This is a genomic window from Sediminicola arcticus, from assembly GCF_040566695.1.
GTDB classification, from domain to species: domain Bacteria; phylum Bacteroidota; class Bacteroidia; order Flavobacteriales; family Flavobacteriaceae; genus Sediminicola; species Sediminicola arcticus.
Genome location: NZ_JBEXAE010000001.1, coordinates 578,720 through 600,935, shown reverse-complemented (window position 1 = coordinate 600,935; position 22,216 = coordinate 578,720). Strand labels below are relative to the sequence as shown.

Sequence of the window (22,216 nt, the reverse complement as noted above, 5' to 3'; positions counted from 1 at the left end):
TGTCACTTTATAACTATAACTCGATCTTTTGGGCAAAATAATACATCCCAGATAATAGAAAAATCTCAGAAATGACCATTGATATTGACGTTCCAATATAACTATACCAATAGGTTAAGGGAAAAACTAGACCTAAATTAATCAGTGCTGTCATCAAGAGAACTCTAAAAAATAATCTATCCTTTCCTAAATTCAATAGTATCTGTGTGCCAAATAAATTATTAAGGAACACACATAGAGGTATTATTAATATAATTCTTAAGGTTAAAACCACTTGTTGTATTACTGAATTAAACATAATTAAAACAATGTTTTCCGCAAAAAGAAAAATCGACACTATAATTATTAAATAAAGACCTGTTCCAATTTTGGCAATTTTATGAATTCGACTTATTATCAAAATTGGATTTTTTTGTATATTTTTTGAAATATACGGAAACATTGCACTTACAATAGGTGTTTGTAATGCAGACAAGGCTCTAATAATTTTCTCTGCACTTGAAAAATACCCTACTTCAATATTACCAGTAAAAAACCCCAAAATCAAAATATTACTATTAGAAAAAAAAGTGATTTTCAATTGAGAAAGAAAAATAAACCATCCATCCTTTAAATAGGTTTTTAAAACGCTAATGGGCTGATTTGATAATGTTATTTTAAACGATTTTTTTATAATTAGAAAGGAAAGAAGACCTGATATAATGTAGCCCGCTGATGTGAAAATTGGCACTAACAAATAATCTTCTTTTTTAGTGACAAAAATAAAAATAAGAACTGTAAAAGAGACCTTAGTAATTAGGTTAAGAATTGTCATGTATTTCATTCTTTCCATTCCTTGAAAAAGCCATGTTGGCAATAACGCATTACCTATTACAACACCAAATGTAAGATAGTATATTTCATAGTTATCCCTTAAAACCTTGAAGCTAAAAATAATCATCGTCATAATTAAAAAACTAAACAAAAGAAGTATTAGTTTAATAATCATGACCGAATTATATATTTCAATAATTTTTGTTTGATTATTTCTGTGTATTGCAATTTCCCTGGTCGCCGTTAAATTAAATCCATAGTCCGTAATTACCTGAAAGTAATAAACAAATGCTGCTGAAAAGGCTATTAGTCCATATAATTCCATGCCAAGAATTCGAACTAAATATGGTAATATAACCAGTGGTAGTACAAGATTAATACCCTGAAGTGCACTCAAGGAAATGAAACTAGAAAGTAGTGTTCTATTATCCTGGTCCTTAAAAAGTCGTTTAATTCGTTCTATAAGTTTCATATGCTGGGTTTAGGACGAATTAATAGGCTTTACTATAATAAAATAAATGAATGATTATTTATGGAAAATGCCTATTTGATAAGCGGAAGAACTTTATTCAGACTATCCTTCCATTCTTCCGTTTCAACTTTGAATATATTTTTAAATTTAGATTTGTCCATAACACTGAATTCAGGCCTTTTAGCAGGTGTTGGAAATTCCAAAGTAGTTATAGGTGTTATATGTATTTCGTTTCCAATTTTGTCGAAAATAGCTTTAGCAAAATCATACCAACTTGCAACTCCTTCATTACTATAATGATATAGTCCATATCTCACCTTTTTTGAACTTACTATTTTCAATATTACAGAAGCCAAGTCTCCAGCATATGTAGGTGAACCCAATTGATCATTTACAACGCTTATTTCCTTTCTTTCTTTTCCCAAACGCAACATTGTTTTAACAAAATTATGTCCGTATTCTGAATAAACCCATGAGGTTCGTATGATGAAATAATGTTCCAAAATTTCCTGAACATAATGCTCTCCCTTTAATTTAGATGCCCCATAAACGTTTTTTGGGTTTGGAATATCTTCCTCAGTATAAGGTGTTCTTTTAGCTCCGTCAAACACAAAATCAGTAGAAATATGTATTAGGATAGTCTTATGCTCTTTACAACCCTCTGCCAAATACTTTACAGCTTCAGCATTTACTAAAAACGCTTTTTCCTGATCTGTTTCTGCTTTGTCTACGGCTGTATAGGCCGCACAATTAATGCAATAGTCAAATTTTTCGCTTTCAAATAAGGTCTCTATACCTGCCTTAGAAGTTATATCTAAATCAGTTGATGATTTAAAATGAAAATCATAGTTCGGAAAACGAATAGCAACATCCTGTAAACATCTTCCTAATTGTCCCTTAGCTCCGGTAACTAAAATTTTGATGAATTTATTAATTGGTTCTTCCATTATAAAGATGCAATTTGCATTGTAGGAAGTTCCAAATCTTTTTCAGACACCTTTATTTCGTTTAATGGTATTTGCCAGTCAATATTTAATCTCGGGTCATTGTAAACAATTCCCCCTTCAGATGCTTTATTATAAAAATTATCACACTTATAAAAAAACTCTGCTGTTTCACTTAATACAGAAAAGCCATGCCCAAAGCCTTTTGGAATAAACAGTTGCTTTTTATTTTCGGCAGATAATTCAATCGAGAAATGTTGCCCAAAAGTTGGGGAGCCTTTTCTTAAATCTACAGCAACATCCAATACCCTTCCACTAAGCACACGTACCAATTTAGCTTGGGTAAACTTGCCTTGTTGATAATGTATTGCCCTTACTACTCCTTTTGAAGAGTAAGATTGATTGTCTTGCACAAATGATACTTCTTCACCTATTGCTTCATTAAAGTTTTTAGCATTAAAACTTTCAAAGAAATATCCTCGTTCATCTTTAAATAAAGTAGGTTCTAAAATAAAGCACCCCTTTAACTCCGTTTCTGTTACTTTCATTAATTCTTATTCAATATTCCTAATAAATTTTTACCATATCCGCTCTTCATTAGAGGTTCTGCCAAAGCAATAAATTGCTCCTTACTTATATATCCCATTTCATAAGCAGCGCCTTCTATGGCTCCTATTTTTAGGCCTTGTCTTTCCTCAATTACTTCTACAAACTGAGAGGCCTGCATTAAAGATGCAAATGTTCCGGTATCTAACCAAGCCGTGCCCCTATCTAAAATACTAACATTAAGCTTGTTTCTTTCCAAATACACCTTATTTACATCAGTAATTTCGAGCTCTCCCCTATGACTTGGAGGTATATTCTTTGCGATTTCTACAACATCATTGTCATAAAAATAGATTCCTGGAACTGCATAATTTGATTTTGGGTTTTCTGGCTTTTCTTCAATGCTAATGGCTTTTCCGTCAGCATCAAACTCTACTACACCATATCGTTCAGGATCATGAACCCTATATGCATAGATGATTCCTCCATCAGGATCACTATTTGCTTGTAGCAATTTCGCCAATCCTGAACCATAAAATATGTTATCTCCTAAAATCAAAGCCACCTTATCATCACCGATAAATTCCTCCCCAATAATAAAAGCTTCAGCAAGTCCATTAGGAGCTTCTTGTACAGCATATTGAAAGGTAGAACCGTACTTGGTGCCGTCACCTAATAGATCCTTAAAAAGCGGAAGGTCTTTAGGAGTAGAAATTATCAATATTTCCTTAATCCCCGCATACATCAAAGTAGACAAAGGATAGTAAATCATAGGCTTGTCGTAAATGGGCATTAACTGTTTACTAACACTCAACGTAAGTGGGTGCAACCTAGTTCCTGAACCTCCTGCCAAAATTATTCCTTTCATATTGAATATGTTTTAATGGTATTGTTTTTTATAATAATCCTGATAAGTTCCAAAAGTGACATTATTTAACCAAACTTCATTTTCCAAATACCAATCAATTGTTCTTTCCAATCCTTCTTCAAATGTAACCGAAGGCTTCCACCCTAATTCTTTATTTATTTTATTTGCGTCTATGGCATAACGCAAATCATGGCCTGGCCTATCTTTTACATAGGTAATCAACTCCTCACTTTTGCCACTATCCCTTCCTAATTTGGCGTCCATTATCTTACACAATAATTTTACCAAGTCTATATTTTTCCACTCGTTGAATCCGCCTATATTATACGTTTCGGTATTTCTACCTTTATGAAAAACCAAATCAATCGCTCTAGCGTGGTCTTCTACATATAACCAATCACGGGTATAATTTCCATCGCCATAAACTGGCAATGGTTTTTCCTGAATAATGTTATTAATAAATAAGGGGATTAATTTTTCAGGAAAATGATTGGGCCCGTAATTGTTGGAACAATTTGTAATCACATATGGCAGACCATAAGTTTCCCCGTACGCCCTTACAAAATGGTCTGAACTTGCCTTGGATGCAGAATAAGGTGAATTAGGGTCATAAGAGGTTGATTCCGTAAAAAGTCCAGTTTCACCCAGACTCCCATATACCTCATCCGTACTAATATGATAAAAGCGTTTTCCTTGGAAATCATTTTTCCATAATTCTTTAGCAGCATTCAATAGATTCATTGTTCCGATAACATTTGTTTTTACAAATGCCAATGGGTCTGTTATTGATCTGTCAACATGCGATTCTGCCGCCAAATGAATAACCCCATCAAATTTAAACTTTTTAAAAAGTGTATTTATAAAGTTAGCATCGGTGATATCTGCTTTGATAAAAGTGTAATTAGGGGCATTTTCTATATCTTTTAAATTTTCTAAGTTGCCAGCATAGGTCAGTGCGTCTAAATTAAAGATTTGATACTTTGGATATATATTCACCAATCTACGAACTACATGAGACCCTATAAATCCGGCTCCCCCGGTTATTAAAATTTTCATACTTTATTTTATTTAAATTTCTTTAGGTATTTGTTTAATTCCAAAACACTTAATATCAATAGCAGAACACCAATAAAACCAAATGGTATCCAAAACTTAAAACTATCCAATATCCCTTTTATCTCTACTCCACTTTTAGGGAAAGATGAGATCACATTTAGGATACTTGATTTATTAGCTCGTTCTTCATTGATGAGAACTAAGCCATTTTTTAAATCCTCAATTTTATTAATCAGTGCCAATTCTCTATTATCCTTACCGCCATTTTCTCCTAAACTGATATTTGTGCCTTGCATTAGTTTGTCCGCTTCCTTAATCATCACTCGTTTATACAACAACTGCAAGGAATCAATTTCAGTAACTTGCTTTTTAAGTAGGCTGTCTTGAAGATTAAGATTTATATCACTTATGTCCTTTTGTAAGCTGAAATAATCGTTATTAGAAATTGAATTAATGATTGCTGGTTGGATTTTTTTGGCGATACTATTGTCCGTTGCCGTTACTGAAATGGTGTGAAAACGGGCATCAAAGGAATTAAAATTCAAAATATACTTTTCCATGTCAATGGCTTTTTGGGTAGTTGTGTCTAAACTCCTCACAAACCTATCGAACAAAAGTATCTTCTGATTTTCATCGGAATAGGATTCCACTGTAAATTCTATTATGTGACTGGCTTCTAAAGTGGTAATATTCATAACCTCTGCCAATGTTGTAGAATCTTGTGTCTCTGCCAATTCATTATAAAAATTAACGTTGTTGTATAATTGCTGTACACTGTTAAAATTGGGTTCTACCACCATAGTAGAAATATATTTAAGTTCTTTAATGATATCCAAATAAACTCCAATAGCCAGGCCTACCATAGCTGCTATAGCAAACTTTAAAAAATGCTTTTGGATGAAGAGTAAAAAATGGATGATAATATTGAAAATCCCCTTAAAGATATTCCCAATAAAATTAAAAAACTTTCTAAAGCCATTGCCAATCAATTGGAACAATTGGCCTAAATCTACTTCCTCAGAAGATGAATTGTTATTTACCGGTTGCTGGTTAGCCATATGCTATGAATTAAATATTTGTGTTAGTATTTTATCTGTGATCAAATAAGTTGGCTTTACGCCTGTAGTCCCCAAGCCTCCAGAGGCCAGAGTGCTTCCTGTCTCCAAAGGATTATCTGACGCATAATAGGCATAGCGTACTTTTACATCTTCCCGTATGCTCTTACGCACTTTGGAAGCTGCTTGTATCGCTTTTTGATAGTGCACCCCTTCCATCTCCAAACCTATGACATTCCAAGTGGATTCATGGAAGAATTTCAAAATATCCTTATTCTGTAAAGACGTTCCCAATACCGTGATCATGGCGCCTTCCAATACCTTAAGTCCGTTGCCTTCAAAATCTTTGGCGCTGAACTCGTTCTTAAAAGGATAATTATCTGCCGTACCTTCAAAAATATGGGAGGTTGGAATCATCAGATCTCCTTTGCCGCCTTCCAAGATCCCCGCCTTTCCCATAATGGAAATAGAAGCTACATCTAAGAATACCTCTTGGTTTTTTTTCTTTTTATAAGGTTTTAAAAACTCATCAATAGTTTCATAAGCTTGTTCCCCGAACGCATAGTCCATTACAAAAATAACAGGCTTTTTATCATCAGGAATTCCTTCCCTTAATTCAAAGCAGCAGACATCCTTTCCTAATTTGGCGGTATCAAATATTTGCACATCTATATTGGTACCTGAAGTATCATCCACAGTAAGCATTCCATTTTTCTTCGCCACAGATGTCACCTTGTTTCTCAATGCCCCATTTTCAGGTGAACTAAGTGCTTCATAAATTTCCAATTCTGGTTTGTTTCCAAATTCTTTTACAAGGGCATTTTTGGCAAATAGCGAATTCATGACACTATGCATATTCGCACTGATAATGTGAATTGGCCTTTTCAAAAGTCCATGCTCATTCAAACATTCCTTAATTGCGTTGGCCCATCGTTCTCCATGAATGTGGTGACCCAGGCGCTCCCGTAAAAGAGGGGTAAAGGTAATAGCCCTTTTATCACCAGTAATTTCTTCCTCTATAGCTAGTTTCCCTAACCAATAAACAATCTTAAGAAATCGATCTGGTTCTGTTTTTGTAGCAAATTTTTTGTGTATTTCTATGGCTTCCGTAAAAGACCTTCCCAATATATTGGCTGTATGAATCAATGCCACCTCCCTTTCTGTTTGGGTCAATTTATTCTTTGAAATGGCCTCCTCCAATTTCATCCAGTCCCTAATGGTCCTATCGGTATCCTCTATTAAAACCCTTTTGGCTATTTTTTGGGACTCGACAAACAAAAAGGTAAGATGGGTAAGGATGTCATAAATGTCCGAACGTCCCCTGGTAATTTCAATATTCATCTGCTCATCGTCTATACGATAGCAGTTTCTTCTTCTTTTGGGAGGAATAATTGCCTTGAAATGTGATTTTGCATAGCCTTCATCAGATGTAAGGTTTATAAACCTGCACTGTTCAATTCCTTCTGGCAAACGTTCCAAGACATAAATCAATCCGTTCAACTCTGTCTTTTCTTCCGCAATAGAACCGTAAATCTCTGGTCGCAATTGCAATAAGGCATTTCTCAGGGTCTCCCCTGAAACGCCCATTGGTTTGTAAAACCCTCTATTGAATAGGTGGCGCATGGTAATATATAACCGCTCAATAGCATTGGTAGACTCTTGAGCTCTCGTTGTATGTTTTAATTTATTCATAATTCTGCTGGCAAAATTACGGTTATTATTTAGGATATCCCATAAGTGCGCTTATTTTCTAAAATAGGATTGTTACTAGTCTATTGTATAGGCCTTTAGGGCACCGGCTACCTTCCTGTCGTTAGATAATCGTTGCACCTTATTCTGCCCTCCTAATTTGCCCAAGGATTTCATATATTCATTGAACCCTCCTTGTTTGATTGGAGTTACTTTTAGGGTTTGGAGTACCTTCCCCTCTATCAAATCAAAATAGTAACTGTTCTGATCCTGCAGTTCCTTATCCAGTATTTTTATAAACGTTACAAGATCTGTTGGCTCCTTTTCAAATTCCACCAACCATTCATGATAGGGCAACTGATTTCCTTCTGGTGCAATCTGTGGGGCTACGGTAAATTCGTTGATTCTGGCATCTGATGCCGAGATCGCCTTTCGCATGGCCTCTTCTACTTCCTTGCCAATTATATGCTCCCCAAAGGCAGAAATAAAATGTTTAATCCTTCCGGATACAATAATTTTATAAGGTTTTAAGGAAATAAACTGAACAGTATCTCCCAGATTATAGGCCCATAACCCAGCATTGGTAGAAATAATCATCACATAATTCACTCCGATTTCAACGTCCTTTAAAGTCAATCGTTGCGCACCTTTTTCAAAAAACTCATCTGATTTTACAAACTCGTAAAAGATTCCCGAATCCAACAAAAGAAGCATGCCCTTTTCCTTTTGGGAATTTTGATAGGCAAAAAAACCTTCACTGGCAGGGAAAAGCTCTATACTATCTACTTTTTTGCCCATTAAGTTCTCAAATTTTGCCCGGTAGGGTTCAAAGTTTACACCCCCGTAGATAAAAAGCTGGAAGTTCTTAAAAAGCTCACCAACCTTCTTCCCTGATTTTTGGTTCAATTTTTCAAAGTACATCTGCACCCATGAAGGAATCCCTGCAATAACAGTCATATCCTCCTGTTCCGTCTCCTTTACAATCTCATTGACCTTTGTTTCCCAATCTTCAATGCAATTGGTTTTCCAAGATGGGAGTCGATTTTTTTGCAGATAGGCAGGCACATAATGGGCGGAGATTCCAGATAACCTTCCCAATTTAATGCCATTTTTTTCATGTAACTCCGGACTTCCCTGTAGGAATATCATTTTACCGGTCACAAAATCGGCATTCCCCGTCTCATCAATATAATTCAAGATGGCATTTCTGGAGGCCTCTATCTGGTATTTGATAGACTCATCGGTAATAGGGATGTATTTAGCACCTGAAGTAGTGCCAGAGGTTTTTGCAAAATAGGCAGGTTTCCCCGGCCACAAAATATCTTCTTTACCCGCTACTACCTCATCAACATACGGTTTTAATTCTTCATAATCCCTAATAGGGACATTATTAGAAAAATCTGAATATGATTTTATGGCATCGAAGTTATGGTCTTGACCAAATTTTGTATGCTGTGCCTTTTTAATCAATTGAGCAAAGACCTTTTCTTGTGCCTGTAATGGGTTATTAATCCATTTGGCGTTCCTCTTTGAAATTCGTCTTGCAAAAATCCGCGCTGCAAAAGACTTTAGTGACATAGCTTATTTATTTAAAATCGATATAATCCAAAGGGTTAACCGGACCACCATTGTTCCAAAGTTCAAAATGAAGATGCGGTCCAGTAGTTAATTCTCCTGTGTTACCTACAGAGGCAATGACCTCTCCGGCCCTGACCATATCTCCCTGTTGTTTGTTTAGAGAACCATTGTGTTTGTAAACAGACAATAAGCCTTCTTTATGTTCTAAAATAATGACGTATCCTGTATCTGCTGTCCATTCTGCAAAAATAACCATCCCATCTGCTACGGCCTTTACAGGTGTATTAGTAACTGCAACCACATCTACAGCATAGTGCTTCTTCTGTGGATTATATTCTTGGGTAATGGTTCCCCCTACAGGAGGAAAAAGCACAAGGTTCACATCTTTGATATCTCTTTCGAACAAACTGTACTTGTCTTCCATTTCAACTTGTTCCCTCAATAAGGAATCTTCTCGTATAGGAGTAAGGTCTATGGAAGATGGATCCAACTTGAACTGTTCGAACAAAGAATCTCTATTTACTTGGTTATTTGCTATATCACCATTAAGTACCATTCTAATATTATCTAAATACTTGTTGGTGTAATTTAAAACGGTGACTAAGGAATCTGTCTTATAGGTTAATTCAGTGGCTTGTCTTTTTAATTTAGTTGAAGAATAGCCAGGAATATACTCTCTTAAAGGTGTGAAGGCGATAAGTACCGTTGTAAACGCAATAAGGGCCACAATAAAAAGGGAGCCCGTAACAAAAACATTTAATCGGCTCAATTTAAAGGAGATTTTTTCTTCAAAAGTGTTTTCATTAAGTATCACCAAGCGATACTTATGTAAAAGCTTCTTTTTTATTTCCTTTCTTTTTTCACCTTTATTGGCCATAGTCTACAAATATAATGTTACTCTCGAATAATTAAGAGCAGATTTAATAATTCTACCATAGACATATAATCCATCGTTAAAATGTATACGCTTATTAATAGGATTTGGTTTACATCGTTAAATTAGTATTTCCTTTATAATAATAACGGATTACTTGTTACTTTTTTAGTACATTTGTAGTCTATTTAAATCATCTGAAATGATATCTTCAAACATTTTTTTAGCAGTTGGCCCTTGGCAAATAGTTATTGTGGTTTTGGTTATTCTTTTATTGTTCGGTGGAAAGAAAATTCCGGAATTAATGCGTGGACTTGGGAGCGGAATTAAAGAATTTAAGGACGCCTCAAAGGAAGATGATACCCCAAATGACAAGATCGAAGAAAAAAAATAAGTTTATATATTCTAAAAAACCAGACGCCCCTTGTGGGTGTTTTTTTTGTTTTAACATCTACTATTCTTTGGCTGCTAATGCCATAATTGCATTAAAAAATATTTAATGCCATCCTTACAAGAGTTTGTGGAAATCCCTCTTTTCTTTGAGAATAGCAATCTTTACCATCTACCTCTTAACCATAAATCCCTTGTTTACGACAAAATGCATCACTTTCACAACAAAAAGTAATTGGATGGTACTTCATCCGCTAAATTCGTAGTTTAAAGATAATAGGGATTTAAACTTGCTGAAAATCAGAACACTATGCCAACCCAATAAATAAGTTGGTTTTTACGTTATCATTCCAAGATCTTTAAACCAATAATCCCAACAAATAGCTGCATCGATGAAAAACCTTCTTACAGCCTATATTTTTTTGATCGCTGCAATTTGCAGTGCGCAGGGTATAGAGAAGAATTATATGGCAAGCAATGGTGATTATGCTGCACTTACCCGTGTTAATAAGACCACATTTCGTAATTCCTCTGTACCTAACAAGAGAGTTTCTGGAGAGGCGTTTAAAAGAGCAGCGACTAAAAACAATATCCATAGTAGAACTTTCTATAACCTGAAAGGTGCAGGTGAAGGGTATTATATTGTAACCGGAGTATTTTCCGATTTAATCAACGCTAAAAAATTAGTTCAAAAACTTAAAGGGAAAGGATTTTCCGCTGGATTTATAAAGAATTCTGAAAATAGCCTTAATTATGTCTATTTGGCTCAATATGAATCTTTAGACCAAGCAATTGAGTCCTGTAACTCCAAATTAAATGGCTCCTATACTGAACCTCTTTGGTTGATGAATGTTGATAATGGCGGAAAAGCCAATAAAATAGACTTAAAGGACAAGACAACATCTCCGATTCCATCATCTCCTGTTGAGGCTGGGACAAAAACTCCCCTGCAGGAGACAAAACCATTAAAAAACAATTCCAAGAGCGAACAAGAATTGTCCATAGACGAAGTTACCTATGATATGCTCAATACTGTTGATGAGGTGGAGGACGAAAAACCCAAAAGAAGGACTAATAGAAGGCAAATAACCTATTCCAAAGAAAAAGACAACCCCAATACTAGCCGACTGATTCAAAAAGCGGATGAGTACTTTAATAAAATGTGGTATGCAGAAGCTGCCGAACTTTATGAAGAGGCTTTAAAAAAGGATTCTAAAAATTACTCCTTTGCCGTACTTCAAAAAGCGGGTGATGCCTATTATTACAATACCGATATGCCCAAGGCCTATTATTGGTACAATATCCTATATGAACGTTATGAGAAAGATCTTTCTCCTGATCAATTGTTTAAATATGCCCATACCTTAAAGGGTACAGGAAAATATGCTCGATCTAAGCGTTTGATGCGTCTTTATGATCAAAACATGAAGTCTAATAAGCCTAATAATACCAGGACAGCACTGAACGCAGAAAAGAAAGAAGCTGTACTGGATAACATCTTAACTAAAGAACAGGATTTTGGTTTAAAGAATTTGGCTATTAACACAAAGTATTCTGAATTTTCACCTATGTTTCACAATGGAGATGAAATAGTCTTTGCCTCCGCTAAGGATTCTTCCTTTTTAAAAACCAGGAGGTATAAATGGAACAATCAACCCTATTTAGATCTGTACGTATCCAAAATAAATGGTGAATCACAAGATTTAAAAAGCGCCATTAAATTTTCAAAAAAAATTAACACGAAGTATCATGAGGCTTCGGTTACGTTTACTCCAGATAATATGACCATGTATTTTACCAGAAATAATTATGGTAAAAAATTAAAAAGAGATCAAAACGGAATTAACAACCTGAAAATATACCGATCAGTTAAAGTGGATGGTGAATGGACAGAAGCAGAGGAAGTGCCCTTCAATAGTGATGAATACTCCACGGGCCATCCCGCCCTAAGTCCAGACGGGAAACAACTATACTTTGTTTCCGACATGCCCGGAAGCATTGGTCAGACAGATATTTTTGTTGTGGACGTTTTGGAAAACGGACAATATTCTGCACCAAAAAATCTTGGCCCAGGAATTAATACAGAACAAAAGGAAATGTTCCCGTTTATAAATGACAAAAAGCTTTACTTCTCCTCTAACGGTCATATAGGTCTGGGGGGTCTAGATGTATATGAAGTTGCTTACGACGAGGAAGGTTTTAAAGAAGTATTGAATATGGGGCAGCCCATCAACAGCAATAAAGACGATTTTTCTTATATCGTAAATGAAGAAAACCAAAAAGGCTATTTCGCGTCTAACCGAAAAGGTGGAAAAGGAGATGATGATATCTATTCCTTTAAGCGTTTGTTGGTAGAAGAAGTAGTGCCAAACCAAAATGCCATTGCTGGAGTTGTTACGGAGCTAATTACAGGAGACGTAATGCCACAAAGTTTGGTCTCCTTATTAGACGAAAACAACATCAAACTAAAAGAGGTCGTTACTAGGGACGATGGTACCTTTGTTTTTGAAGATTTAGATGGGAATACCAAATACGTCTTAAAAATTACCCAAGACTCCTATTTTGATCAAGAATTTCCTGTAACCACTAAAGATAATGAATTGATAAATGTGGATGTTTCCATTAAAAAGCTAAAAGACCTCATTGCCATTGAAAATGGGATAAGGAAACTCAAGACCGACATTATCTATTTCGACTTTGATAAATTCAATATTAGAACCGATGCAAGTTTAGAGTTAGATAAGGTGGTAAGTGTCATGAACGAATATCCCGATATGGTGATAAAGATTGAATCCCACACCGATTCTAGAGGTAATGATGTTTACAATAAATACCTATCGGACAGAAGGGCAAAATCAACCAGAGATTATATAATTTCGAAGGGTATTAACGCTACAAGAATAGAAAGTGCAATTGGGTATGGTGAAGAGCAATTGATAAATGAATGTACAAATAGGGTTCCTTGTTCTGGAACGAAGCACGAATTAAACAGACGGTCGGAAATTATTATAGTGAATATGTAAATTATTCAATAGCTATACTTATTTGTTTTTTATAGCACAATTAAACTAAAGTTTTAAGGCCCAAATAATAAATCAATAGCTTTATTATTTGGGCCTATATTTTAACACTTACTTAAAATATTCATTGTAGTATCCTAGTCCTCAGTTTATATACTCCTAATTATTAGCCTACCACAATTTGAATCACAGGCCCTATTTCCGTTTATCTGATTTTTTATTCCTTTCGTCTTAACAGTTTATCGAATATAATTACACTTCATCATTTAGTATACAATATTCGTATTTTCATCCGCAGAAGCGACCATTTAAGCTAGTAATTTTCGTTAGCTCCCATATGTCCCCGACCTTTGTTTTAACTTAATCTTAAAACGTGGGGTATGACAAAACTATTACTTATCAAAGAAATTTATTTAGAAGGATTTAGAAATATAGGACATCTCATCTTAAAGAACTACCTAAAGGTGTTTTCTTGGGTTTGTTTTACATTAATCGCAGTTGCCATGTACGCTTTGGTTTTCAGAATGTCAACAGGATTTGTTTGGGATTAATTAAATTCCAATAGCATATATAAAACCCCTATGGAAATATCCATAGGGGTTTTTTTATGTCCTTCACCAAATGTTATTCTCTCTTAAGAGGAACAGTTCCTCAATGTCTCTATGAAATTAAATATATCCGAAACAAATTGAAGCCTCATTAGTGTTTAGTCACTAAACACCATTTTATCGATTCAATTAACCAATTGTTATTCAACAGACTACACCGTTCGTCTTACAAAAAAACCCATTCATAGATTAAATTTATTGGGGCCTTTCGTACACCTGTTTTATCCTCACTTAAGCCATTAAATTATAAATACACGTACAGTAGAATTACCTTTATAAGGTATTAATCCGAAAAAATACGATTATGAGCAAACTACTACTTGTTAAAGAAATATATCTTGAGGGTTTTAAAAACCTAGGAAATTTACTTATCAAAAACTATTTTAAGGCACTCTCATGGTTTTGCTTTGGATTGTTTGCAGTTGTGGTTTATGCCTTTATTTTTAGATTGATAACGGGCTATGCCTTCGATTAAAAAAGTAACATCTTTAAAATACTATTTTTCCACAAAAATGGTTACGTATATGTTTCTGAATTAAAATAAAGGGTCGCTGCAGTGGCCCTTTATTAATGGATCCTGTCCATAAATACTAATTAGCCAGAAAAAGCATTGCCTTAGTTGCCATTTGCTCTCATAGCAGCCTAAAACACCTTTAAAGCCCATGAGATAATTACCCCCATTAAAACAAAAAAGCGACCCGTGTAGGTCGCTCTTGTTTTAGTTTTTATACATGTACCCTATTTTTTAGGAATATCAAATTTGACAGATTTCAAAATGGCTTCTAGTTCAAACATATAATCTCTTTTCTCTGTAGAAGGAGCAAATGTAAAGCCTTCTATGACCAGTTTTCTATCATTCGCCTCATCATTGATAATATAGGATAAAAATGGCCCCGCCATTGGATAGCCATTCATCTCCCAGATACCTTTTACCTCAACAGCCATTTTACCAGCAATTACAACAGGAGAAACATAGGGAGAAAAAGCCTTTTCCGTCATCATATACGTCACTTTTCCTGGAACATCTGGTCCGGGGATATATTTTTTACCAATGGAATCCCTCATAGCAACAATATCCTTGACAAAGGTGGCGTCACTTGAAAAACTATCTTCTGGCATACTATAAACAATAATATTCATATTCCCTTTCTGGATTTGCCTATCTATCCAAACAAAATTATCCTCTTGCTTACCAACCTTATAGGCTGAGGGCATGGATAAGGTTATTCCAAATTTTTCTTCGAGGACTTTTTCTTTATTCACAGATCTTAGAAATCTCTTTTGAGCTTCTGAAATTTCCACTGACTTAAAAGCCTCAATTATCTCTGCAGCATTCTCATCTAAGTTATCGATGATTTCAGCATCTGTACTTCCCTTTATCACAGCAACTTTTTGTGGCCTTGCATACATATCAGTTTTGATGTGCCCTAAGTTCAAGGAATCCTTAGCGACAAACAATACAGACCTAGTGTTTCTTACGGCTCCCGTAAAAACATTTAAGGACATATGGTTTATTGTAAATAAAGGCTCTTCCCAAGAAAGGCCAAGAACAGGCGCAGCAAAGTATTCTCTAACCTTATCGCCTACAGGCCCTTTCCAAAGCTCATTGTCCATGACTACGGACACCGAATTTATAGACCCAATTGATTCTGGTTTGTACTCTATCTTTTTTCCCTCCTTACAAGAAGTAACTGCCATTAAAAGAACAAGAAGAAGTGTTCCTGATTTTTTCATTTTGGTTTTAGTATTTAGGTTTAACAACTGCACAATTTTAATTTAGCGCCAATTTTAATGTCATTCCCTCTAATACCGTTCCATTCTCGTAAATTTTCAATACTAATTCCAGGATATTTTTTCGAAATGGTCCAAAGCGAATCCCCACTCTTTACTGTATGGATCTTTGTGTCGCTTGCTATTGCTGACTTTGTTGCATTATTTGATGATGAAGATGATGTCCTAGAAACATTTGAAGCTACAGGGTTTTTTGCATAGATAGTGAGTCGTTGTCCTATCCTCACAGTATTACCCCTTAATCCATTCCATTGTCTTATTTGGCTTACCCCAACACCATGTCTTTCTGCAATTCTTCCCAAATAATCCCCACTTCTAACTTTATAGACGATCCTATCTTGTGCCTTAACTAGATCTGGCAAAGGTTTCTCCTCTGTTTCCAGTTCTGTTTTTACATGTGCATAAATAGCCGTCTCGTTAGCTACAAATTTACCCATGGCCTCTCTTGGCAATCGCAACACATAATTTTTTCCTTCTACATATGGAATAACATCTAATTTATAGGAAGGATTTAATATTTGTAGTTCTTCAATAGAAACATCTACCAACTCAGAAATCTGATTAAAAGTGATAAGGTTTTTAACATGCACCGTATCGGTATCAAAAATTGGTCTTTCAATCCTCTCTCGCTGCAAACCGTGTTCTTCAGCATATTCAAAAATGTACATAGCCGCTAAAAATGCAGGCACATATCCTGCTGTTTCCCTAGGGAGGTTTCTTCTTATATTCCAATAGTTGGTATATCCTCCAGATCTTCTAATTGCCTTATTCACATTCCCTGGTCCTGAATTATAGGCAGCTAAAGCCAAGTCCCAATCGTTAAAAATACCATGAAGTTTAGATAGATATTTTGCCGCTGCTTTGGTAGAGGCAATTGGGTCACTGCGTTCATCCACATAACTGCTCACATCTAAGTCATACATCTTTCCCGTGCTGTACATAAATTGCCATAAGCCTGTAGCCCCAACTCTGGATCTCGCCCTAGGGTTTAAGGCCGACTCAATAATGGCCAAATACTTCAACTCCAATGGCACGTTGTAACTATCCAGTTCCTGTTCAAACATAGGGAAGTAAAACTGACTTACCTTTAGCATGCGCTGCATCAATCCTCTTTTTCTAGTTAAAAATGTCTTTATAACATTTTCAAGAGATGGGTTGTAGGCGATGTTAAAGGGCGTCTTTTGATCCAATATCTTCAATCTAGCCTTAAGTGTCTCCGTATCTAAATCGTAATGGTAAAGTGAATCTACTTCCAAATTGGTTACAGTGCTGTAAATGGAATCAAAAAGACTTTGGTTTTCGTAGAGTTCCTTTAGCCACAATTTGTCATATTTAGCAGTATCGTTCCTATCGGACAAATTATATTTGTTGCTAACCTTGACCAATATGGCTGGAGAATCCTCCAATTGTCCAGGAGATTCCATGAGTTCCATTTGTTCAACCCCTTCCATATCCATAGCAACGGTATCTACGGAAGCCTCTTGAACTACGTTATTCTTTCGTTGTTTTTTACGCGCACCTTCCTTTTCCTGTGCCATAGCAGACACCGCTAAAAGGCAACAAAGCACTAGACCAATGTTTTTTAATTTCATCATAAGCTTTCTTCAATTTAAAATGGGAAGCGACGAAAATCGTACAAATTTTTCAAAGATTAAAACATAACCTCTTAAAGTATTTGTAAACGAACTTTCTTATACTTTTTATAACGATTCTAATCCTCTAATATTGCGGCAATTCCGGGTAAAACCTTTCCTTCCAGACTTTCTAACATTGCCCCACCACCAGTAGAAACATAACTTACCTTTTCCTCAAAACCAAACTGTTTTACCGCCGCAACAGAATCTCCTCCACCAACTAGGGAAAATGCTCCTTTACTAGTGGCCTCATCTATATAATTACCTATTGCTATGGTGCCTTTGGCAAAACTATCCATTTCAAAAACTCCAATAGGACCATTCCACAAAATGGTCTTACTTTCTAAGATAACCTCTTTAAAATTAGCCAACGTTTTTGGACCTGCATCCAATCCTTGCCATCCATCCGGTATAGCATCTACAGCTACAATTTTGGTGTTGGCATCATTGCTGAAACTGTCAGCCGCCAAAACATCCACCGGAATATGGACTTTTACTCCTTTTTGTTTGGCCTGTTTTAGAATATCCAAAGCCAATTCCATCTTATCATCTTCACATATAGAATCTCCTACTTTTCCTCCTTTTGCTTTGATAAAAGTATAGGTCATACCTCCTCCAATAATCAAATGGTCTACTTTGCTAAGTATGTTCTCTATGATAGTAATTTTAGAAGAAACCTTAGAACCCCCTAAAATAGCAGTTACCGGCTTTTCTCCCGTTCTCATTACTTTTTCAATCGCCTCAATTTCCTTGGCCATCAAACTTCCAAAACATCTTTTTTCTTTAAAAAATTGAGCCACAACGGTAGTAGAGGCATGTGCCCTATGAGCCGTTCCAAAGGCATCGTTTACATAAATGTCCCCTAACTTTGAAAGTTTCTCTGCAAATTCCCTGTCTCCTTTTTCTTCTTCGGCATGAAAACGAAGGTTTTCTAGCATCAATACCTCACCATCCTTTAGATCGGCAACTGCTTTCTCCGCGACTTCACCAACACAATCATTGACAAATTTTACCTGTACACCAATGATTTCAGAAACCTTATCTAAAATGTGGCCCAAAGACATCTCTGCATTAGGGGTGCCATGTGGTCTACCATAATGGCTCATTAAAACTGCACTTCCTCCATCTTCTAAAACCTTGATGATTGTTGGTTTAGCAGCTTCAATCCTATTGGAATCTGTTACCTTAAAATCTGCATCCAAAGGAACATTGAAATCAACACGGATTAAGGCTTTTTTATTTTTAAAATTAAAATCATTAATGGTTTTCATCTTTACAAGAATTTTTTTGAGAAAAGCAAATGTAAAGATTTCTCTAGTATGTTTAAACCAGGGAAGCATATTCTTTAGGGTTCCGGCACAAAACTACCTGTTGTTGATTACTTTATAACCAGTTGGCAACCAACCCCTTTAAAAATGCTCTTGGTCCATTGAAAGTGACATTGGTGTTGCTATTATGGAAGAACAGGCAAATAAACTATATTTGACCTATGCTTTTCAAAGACATTTTAGGACTATCCCATATAAAAAAACACTTAACCTTCAGTGCTGATGCGGGTCGTATTCCGCACGCCCAGTTATTTGTTGGTCAAGAAGGTTGTGGAACATTACCCATGGCCATGGCATATGCGCAATATGTCATTTGTGCAAATACTCAAGGAGAGAATACAGGAGATCATACCGCCTGTAACGCAAAATGCAACTCCATATCACATCCCGATGTTCATTTCGCTTTTCCTGTATCCAATAGCGATAAGATAAAGAGTCACGCCGTTAGTAACCATTATATGGAGGAATGGCGAGAGTTTCTAAGGGATCAGCCTTATGGCAATCTCTTCGATTGGTACCGACTTATCGGCATAGAAAAAAAACAGGGGATGATTGGCGTGGATGAAGCACAGGAGGTCGTGAAAAAACTAGCCCTTAAATCCTATGAAGGAGGATATAAGGTGATGATTATTTGGATGGCCGATAGAATGAATAATTCTGCAGCAAATAAATTGTTAAAACTAATAGAGGAGCCTCCTGCGAAGACTGTTTTTATTCTGATTGCAGAAGAGGAGGAACAAATTATACAGACGATACGTTCCAGATGTCAGATTTTGCACTTTCCCCCATTGGCCGAAGAGGTTATTGCCCAAGGGCTATTGGAAAAGGGCCTTAGTAAAGAAGAGGCCTTGCGAATTTCCCATGAAGCTGATGGTAATTTTAAGAAGGCATTGGATTTGATGAACCAAGATTCTGAAGATCTAGTTTTTGAAAGATGGTTTGTACAATGGGTGAGGAGTGCTTTTAAGGCAAAAGGCAACAAAGCTGCCATTCATGATCTTATCCTATGGAGCGAAGAGGTCGCCAAAACGGGAAGGGAAACACAAAAAAAATTTATGCTTTACTGCCTTGCGATTATGAGACAGGCTATGTTGACCAATTACAATGTGTCTGAACTGACTTATATGAAAATTCATGTAGAAGGTTTCCAGTTGGCAAAATTTGCCCCATTTATACATGAAAACAATATTCAACAGATTACTCAGGAACTGGAAGCTGCCATCTATCATATAGAACGCAACGGGAACTCTAAAATAATACTGACAGACCTATCTATAAAACTTACGCGATTACTTCATAAGAAGGCCGCATAATCCCAATAAACCTAATTTTTTAAACTTAAGTCTAATATGGAAAACATTACTAATAATGCTACAGAAATACTATTATTACTTTTCTTATTAATTACCTTTTTACAAAGTGGTATTGATAAACTAATCGATTGGAAGGGCAACCTATCATGGTTAACTGGCCATTTCGCTGAAACACCTCTAAAAAATATGGTTCCTATGTTATTGGGCATCGTGGTGGTCACGGAAATGATTGCAGGGGTCCTGTCTGCCGTTGGTTTGTTCCAATTAGCCATGGTAGGAGAAAGTCAGCTTGCATTTTATAGTGCCATTATATCCTGTGCAGCCCTGTTAATGTTGTTGTTTGGACAACGAATAGCCAAAGACTACGAAGGGGCAAAGACCATTGCAGTATATTTTATCCCTGCCATCTTTTTGGTTTTCTTATTACAGGCATAAAAATGAACATTTATACTTTTTAACCTCGAAATCTTATAAAATAAAAAAACCGTCCAGTTGGACGGTTTTTTTTGAGGCATCGAGCAGATTCGAACTGCTGTACAAGCTTTTGCAGAGCTCTGCCTAGCCACTCGGCCACGATGCCAATTTTGGATTGCAAATCTACAAAAATTAATTCTAAAAAAAATTAATTTTAAAGTAGTTTTCTTTAAACCGAACCAAGTGTTACGGTTCCTTCCCTAATGATCAAAAAAGAGGAATTCCCTTCTTTATAATTAAAAACGGTCTTAAGAATTTAAGACCGTTTTTGTTTGAGGCATCGAGTGGACTCGAACCACTATAAAGGTCCTTGCGGGACCCCGTCTATCCATTTCGACCACAATGCCAATTACTAAAACAAATGTACTTTAATTTCTAACTTTACAAAAACGAACCGTTGTTTTTCAACGAATTCTTTGCAAATTTATCGAGACCATTTCTACATCTCCACCTATAGGGGGGTTAATTTTGGAGACAGAGATTTTTATTTCTTCTACCATAGCAAGTTCAGAAAAAACTCTATCCACAATTCGCTTTGCGACATGTTCTAAGAGTTTCGCCCTAATCTTCATCTCTTCCTTTACAATGCGATTGAGGTGCACATAATCTACGGTATCCAATAAATTATCTGATTGTGACGCTTTGGTAAGATCGGCCACGACCTCAAGGTCCACTCTGTAATCGCTTCCTATGATTGCTTCTTCTTGGAGGCAGCCATGATGACCATAAGCTTTAATGTTACTTAATTTTACTTTTCCCACAATCGTTCTAAATTTCAACAAATTTAATCCAATTGTATGGAATAGTTAGTACATACACCTGCAATTACTAAGCCCTTGAAAAAGGTCTACCCCTAAGGTGACCACGTGTGTCCCAGAACTAAACCCTAATATCTCATTCAATATTACTTGGTAGGAATATCCAAAATAGAAATTGTTCTTCTTAAAACCAACGATAGGAGCAATATAAAGAGGATTCCCTATCTGATCATTAAGAAAACGGTAGTTTACCCCTGCGTAATAGTAATCCTCAAAATCATACCATCGGAATTTTAAGTTTAAGTCGGTTACGGAACGCCCATCACTTTCAAAGTATTGAAAGAAGACAGAGGGTTCTATCTCCATATCACTATTCTTGCTCTTTTTATATCTGTATCCTGTGTAAATATAGTAGTTCCTAAGCCTATTGGGCTCAAAAACAGGATTGAACTTGGTTAAATCCTTATCCAACAAGTTAGACGCATTGACACTCATATAAAATTTATCCTTCCGATATAAGAACCCTACGTCAAAGTTGTGGTTGGTCGTGGATCGGTCATCTGTTACGGAAGCATCATTATTATCCCTAAAATTTTCAATATCGATTCGGAACTGATTAAAATTATAGGAGATACCGAAGGATAAAAACTGATCATCGTACCTGTCTAGTGTTAAATGGTGCGCAAAAGAAAGCCTGGCTCCGCGTTGCTTGGTCTCCCCATTGCTGTCATTGTACAAGAGTATTCCTGCGCCCGACTTTTCGCCAACCCTGGCATCTGCAGCCAAAGATTGAGTATCCGGCGCATCTTTGATGCCTACCCATTGGGTAAGCCCATTGATCCTGATCTTGATATGATCCCCAATACCCGAATAGGTAGGGGAAATAACGAAAGGGTTATCCGCCAAATATTGGGAAAGCTGGGGTAGGGTCAGCTCCTGTCCTCTGGAGGCCAGCGCAACAAAAAGCAACACTAGGGTTAACACCGTATTTCGCATAATTCTACT

Annotated in this window: 20 protein-coding genes and 1 tRNA gene; 6 read left to right on the top strand and 15 right to left on the bottom strand. The window is 36.1% G+C overall.

The genetic code is table 11. The annotated features are described in order from the left end of the window. Nucleotides 1–13: 13 nt before the first annotated feature. The 9 genes from ABXZ36_RS02645 to ABXZ36_RS02605 form a co-directional block, all read right to left on the bottom strand. Entirely contained in the window at nt 14–1,285 is a 1,272-nt protein-coding gene (locus ABXZ36_RS02645; protein ID WP_354613915.1) for a flippase, read from the bottom strand. Nucleotides 1,286–1,356: 71 nt separating this feature from the next. Continuing rightward, complete coding sequence (rfbD, locus tag ABXZ36_RS02640; RefSeq protein ID WP_354613914.1) at nt 1,357–2,232, bottom strand: dTDP-4-dehydrorhamnose reductase; 876 nt, start codon at nt 2,230–2,232, stop codon at nt 1,357–1,359. After that, entirely contained in the window at nt 2,232–2,777 is a 546-nt protein-coding gene (rfbC, locus tag ABXZ36_RS02635) for a dTDP-4-dehydrorhamnose 3,5-epimerase (protein ID WP_354613913.1), read from the bottom strand. Before rfbC ends, rfbD begins: the two co-directional genes overlap by 1 nt. Then, the gene (gene rfbA / locus ABXZ36_RS02630) at nt 2,777–3,643 is read right to left on the bottom strand and encodes a glucose-1-phosphate thymidylyltransferase RfbA (protein ID WP_354613912.1); all 867 of its coding nucleotides are present in this window, start codon (nt 3,641–3,643) and stop codon (nt 2,777–2,779) included. Before rfbA ends, rfbC begins: the two co-directional genes overlap by 1 nt. Nucleotides 3,644–3,655: 12 nt before the next feature. Further along, nucleotides 3,656–4,699 (bottom strand): dTDP-glucose 4,6-dehydratase, encoded by a 1,044-nt coding sequence (gene rfbB / locus ABXZ36_RS02625; RefSeq protein ID WP_354613911.1) that lies wholly within the window; start codon nt 4,697–4,699, stop codon nt 3,656–3,658. Nucleotides 4,700–4,707: 8 nt separating this feature from the next. Next, entirely contained in the window at nt 4,708–5,757 is a 1,050-nt protein-coding gene (locus ABXZ36_RS02620; protein ID WP_354613910.1) for a hypothetical protein, read from the bottom strand. 3 nt (nt 5,758–5,760) lie between these two features. Next, complete coding sequence (locus ABXZ36_RS02615; RefSeq protein ID WP_354613909.1) at nt 5,761–7,446, bottom strand: DUF6909 family protein; 1,686 nt, start codon at nt 7,444–7,446, stop codon at nt 5,761–5,763. A gap of 75 nt (nt 7,447–7,521) precedes the next feature. Beyond that, nucleotides 7,522–9,021, bottom strand: a complete 1,500-nt coding sequence (locus tag ABXZ36_RS02610; RefSeq protein WP_354613908.1) for a GH3 auxin-responsive promoter family protein — start codon at nt 9,019–9,021, stop codon at nt 7,522–7,524. A gap of 7 nt (nt 9,022–9,028) precedes the next feature. Beyond that, a complete protein-coding gene (locus ABXZ36_RS02605; protein WP_354613907.1) occupies nt 9,029–9,898 on the bottom strand; it encodes a M23 family metallopeptidase in 870 nt (289 codons plus the stop codon). 199 nt (nt 9,899–10,097) lie between these two features. On the opposite strand from ABXZ36_RS02605, the gene tatA reads away from it, so the two are divergent. The 4 genes from tatA (at nt 10,098) to ABXZ36_RS02585 (ending at nt 14,388) form a co-directional block, all read left to right on the top strand. Further along, the gene (gene tatA, locus ABXZ36_RS02600) at nt 10,098–10,289 is read left to right on the top strand and encodes a twin-arginine translocase TatA/TatE family subunit (RefSeq protein WP_354613906.1); all 192 of its coding nucleotides are present in this window, start codon (nt 10,098–10,100) and stop codon (nt 10,287–10,289) included. Between the two features lie 388 nt (nt 10,290–10,677). After that, nucleotides 10,678–13,308 carry an OmpA family protein gene (locus ABXZ36_RS02595; RefSeq protein ID WP_354613905.1) on the top strand — a complete coding sequence of 877 codons (2,631 nt, stop codon included), beginning with the start codon at nt 10,678–10,680 and terminating at the stop codon, nt 13,306–13,308. A 377-nt stretch (nt 13,309–13,685) separates the two neighbouring features. After that, entirely contained in the window at nt 13,686–13,856 is a 171-nt protein-coding gene (locus ABXZ36_RS02590; protein ID WP_354613904.1) for a DUF6747 family protein, read from the top strand. Between the two features lie 361 nt (nt 13,857–14,217). Next, nucleotides 14,218–14,388 carry a DUF6747 family protein gene (locus ABXZ36_RS02585; RefSeq protein ID WP_354613903.1) on the top strand — a complete coding sequence of 57 codons (171 nt, stop codon included), beginning with the start codon at nt 14,218–14,220 and terminating at the stop codon, nt 14,386–14,388. Between the two features lie 263 nt (nt 14,389–14,651). On the opposite strand, the gene ABXZ36_RS02580 is transcribed toward ABXZ36_RS02585, so the two are convergent. The 3 genes from ABXZ36_RS02580 to ABXZ36_RS02570 all read right to left on the bottom strand — a co-directional run bounded on the left by ABXZ36_RS02580 (nt 14,652) and on the right by ABXZ36_RS02570 (nt 18,609). Next, nucleotides 14,652–15,647: a DUF4837 family protein gene (locus ABXZ36_RS02580; RefSeq protein ID WP_354613902.1), complete on the bottom strand. Its 996-nt coding sequence runs from the start codon at nt 15,645–15,647 to the stop codon at nt 14,652–14,654. A gap of 20 nt (nt 15,648–15,667) precedes the next feature. Further along, nucleotides 15,668–17,296 carry a lytic transglycosylase domain-containing protein gene (locus tag ABXZ36_RS02575; RefSeq protein ID WP_435602043.1) on the bottom strand — a complete coding sequence of 543 codons (1,629 nt, stop codon included), beginning with the start codon at nt 17,294–17,296 and terminating at the stop codon, nt 15,668–15,670. A 119-nt stretch (nt 17,297–17,415) separates the two neighbouring features. After that, the gene (locus ABXZ36_RS02570; protein WP_354613900.1) at nt 17,416–18,609 is read right to left on the bottom strand and encodes a phosphoglycerate kinase; all 1,194 of its coding nucleotides are present in this window, start codon (nt 18,607–18,609) and stop codon (nt 17,416–17,418) included. Between the two features lie 218 nt (nt 18,610–18,827). Between ABXZ36_RS02570 and ABXZ36_RS02565 the strand changes: the two genes are divergently transcribed. Next, entirely contained in the window at nt 18,828–19,979 is a 1,152-nt protein-coding gene (locus ABXZ36_RS02565) for a DNA polymerase III subunit (protein ID WP_354613899.1), read from the top strand. Nucleotides 19,980–20,015: 36 nt separating this feature from the next. After that, nucleotides 20,016–20,414, top strand: a complete 399-nt coding sequence (locus tag ABXZ36_RS02560) for a DoxX family protein (protein WP_354613898.1) — start codon at nt 20,016–20,018, stop codon at nt 20,412–20,414. A 74-nt stretch (nt 20,415–20,488) separates the two neighbouring features. Here ABXZ36_RS02560 and ABXZ36_RS02555 read toward each other — a convergent pair. The 3 genes from ABXZ36_RS02555 to ABXZ36_RS02545 form a co-directional block, all read right to left on the bottom strand. After that, nucleotides 20,489–20,559: transfer RNA gene (locus ABXZ36_RS02555), tRNA-Cys, on the bottom strand. Between the two features lie 298 nt (nt 20,560–20,857). Beyond that, nucleotides 20,858–21,214, bottom strand: a complete 357-nt coding sequence (folB, locus tag ABXZ36_RS02550) for a dihydroneopterin aldolase (protein ID WP_354613897.1) — start codon at nt 21,212–21,214, stop codon at nt 20,858–20,860. A gap of 45 nt (nt 21,215–21,259) precedes the next feature. Continuing rightward, nucleotides 21,260–22,207: a PorP/SprF family type IX secretion system membrane protein gene (locus ABXZ36_RS02545; protein ID WP_354613896.1), complete on the bottom strand. Its 948-nt coding sequence runs from the start codon at nt 22,205–22,207 to the stop codon at nt 21,260–21,262. Nucleotides 22,208–22,216 lie beyond the last annotated feature (9 nt).

Coding starts and splice junctions, on each gene's coding strand:
- ABXZ36_RS02605 (WP_354613907.1), bottom strand. CDS start 9,898: ATGGCCAATAAAGGTGAAAAAAGAAAGGAAATAAAAAAGAAGCTTTTA.
- ABXZ36_RS02615 (WP_354613909.1), bottom strand. CDS start 7,446: ATGAATAAATTAAAACATACAACGAGAGCTCAAGAGTCTACCAATGCT.
- ABXZ36_RS02610 (WP_354613908.1), bottom strand. CDS start 9,021: ATGTCACTAAAGTCTTTTGCAGCGCGGATTTTTGCAAGACGAATTTCA.
- ABXZ36_RS02620 (WP_354613910.1), bottom strand. CDS start 5,757: ATGGCTAACCAGCAACCGGTAAATAACAATTCATCTTCTGAGGAAGTA.
- ABXZ36_RS02560 (WP_354613898.1), top strand. CDS start 20,016: ATGGAAAACATTACTAATAATGCTACAGAAATACTATTATTACTTTTC.
- ABXZ36_RS02585 (WP_354613903.1), top strand. CDS start 14,218: ATGAGCAAACTACTACTTGTTAAAGAAATATATCTTGAGGGTTTTAAA.
- ABXZ36_RS02645 (WP_354613915.1), bottom strand. CDS start 1,285: ATGAAACTTATAGAACGAATTAAACGACTTTTTAAGGACCAGGATAAT.
- rfbD (WP_354613914.1), bottom strand. CDS start 2,232: ATGGAAGAACCAATTAATAAATTCATCAAAATTTTAGTTACCGGAGCT.
- ABXZ36_RS02575 (WP_435602043.1), bottom strand. CDS start 17,296: ATGAAATTAAAAAACATTGGTCTAGTGCTTTGTTGCCTTTTAGCGGTG.
- ABXZ36_RS02590 (WP_354613904.1), top strand. CDS start 13,686: ATGACAAAACTATTACTTATCAAAGAAATTTATTTAGAAGGATTTAGA.
- ABXZ36_RS02580 (WP_354613902.1), bottom strand. CDS start 15,647: ATGAAAAAATCAGGAACACTTCTTCTTGTTCTTTTAATGGCAGTTACT.
- ABXZ36_RS02570 (WP_354613900.1), bottom strand. CDS start 18,609: ATGAAAACCATTAATGATTTTAATTTTAAAAATAAAAAAGCCTTAATC.
- ABXZ36_RS02545 (WP_354613896.1), bottom strand. CDS start 22,207: ATGCGAAATACGGTGTTAACCCTAGTGTTGCTTTTTGTTGCGCTGGCC.
- tatA (WP_354613906.1), top strand. CDS start 10,098: ATGATATCTTCAAACATTTTTTTAGCAGTTGGCCCTTGGCAAATAGTT.
- rfbC (WP_354613913.1), bottom strand. CDS start 2,777: ATGAAAGTAACAGAAACGGAGTTAAAGGGGTGCTTTATTTTAGAACCT.
- rfbA (WP_354613912.1), bottom strand. CDS start 3,643: ATGAAAGGAATAATTTTGGCAGGAGGTTCAGGAACTAGGTTGCACCCA.
- ABXZ36_RS02595 (WP_354613905.1), top strand. CDS start 10,678: ATGAAAAACCTTCTTACAGCCTATATTTTTTTGATCGCTGCAATTTGC.
- rfbB (WP_354613911.1), bottom strand. CDS start 4,699: ATGAAAATTTTAATAACCGGGGGAGCCGGATTTATAGGGTCTCATGTA.
- ABXZ36_RS02565 (WP_354613899.1), top strand. CDS start 18,828: ATGCTTTTCAAAGACATTTTAGGACTATCCCATATAAAAAAACACTTA.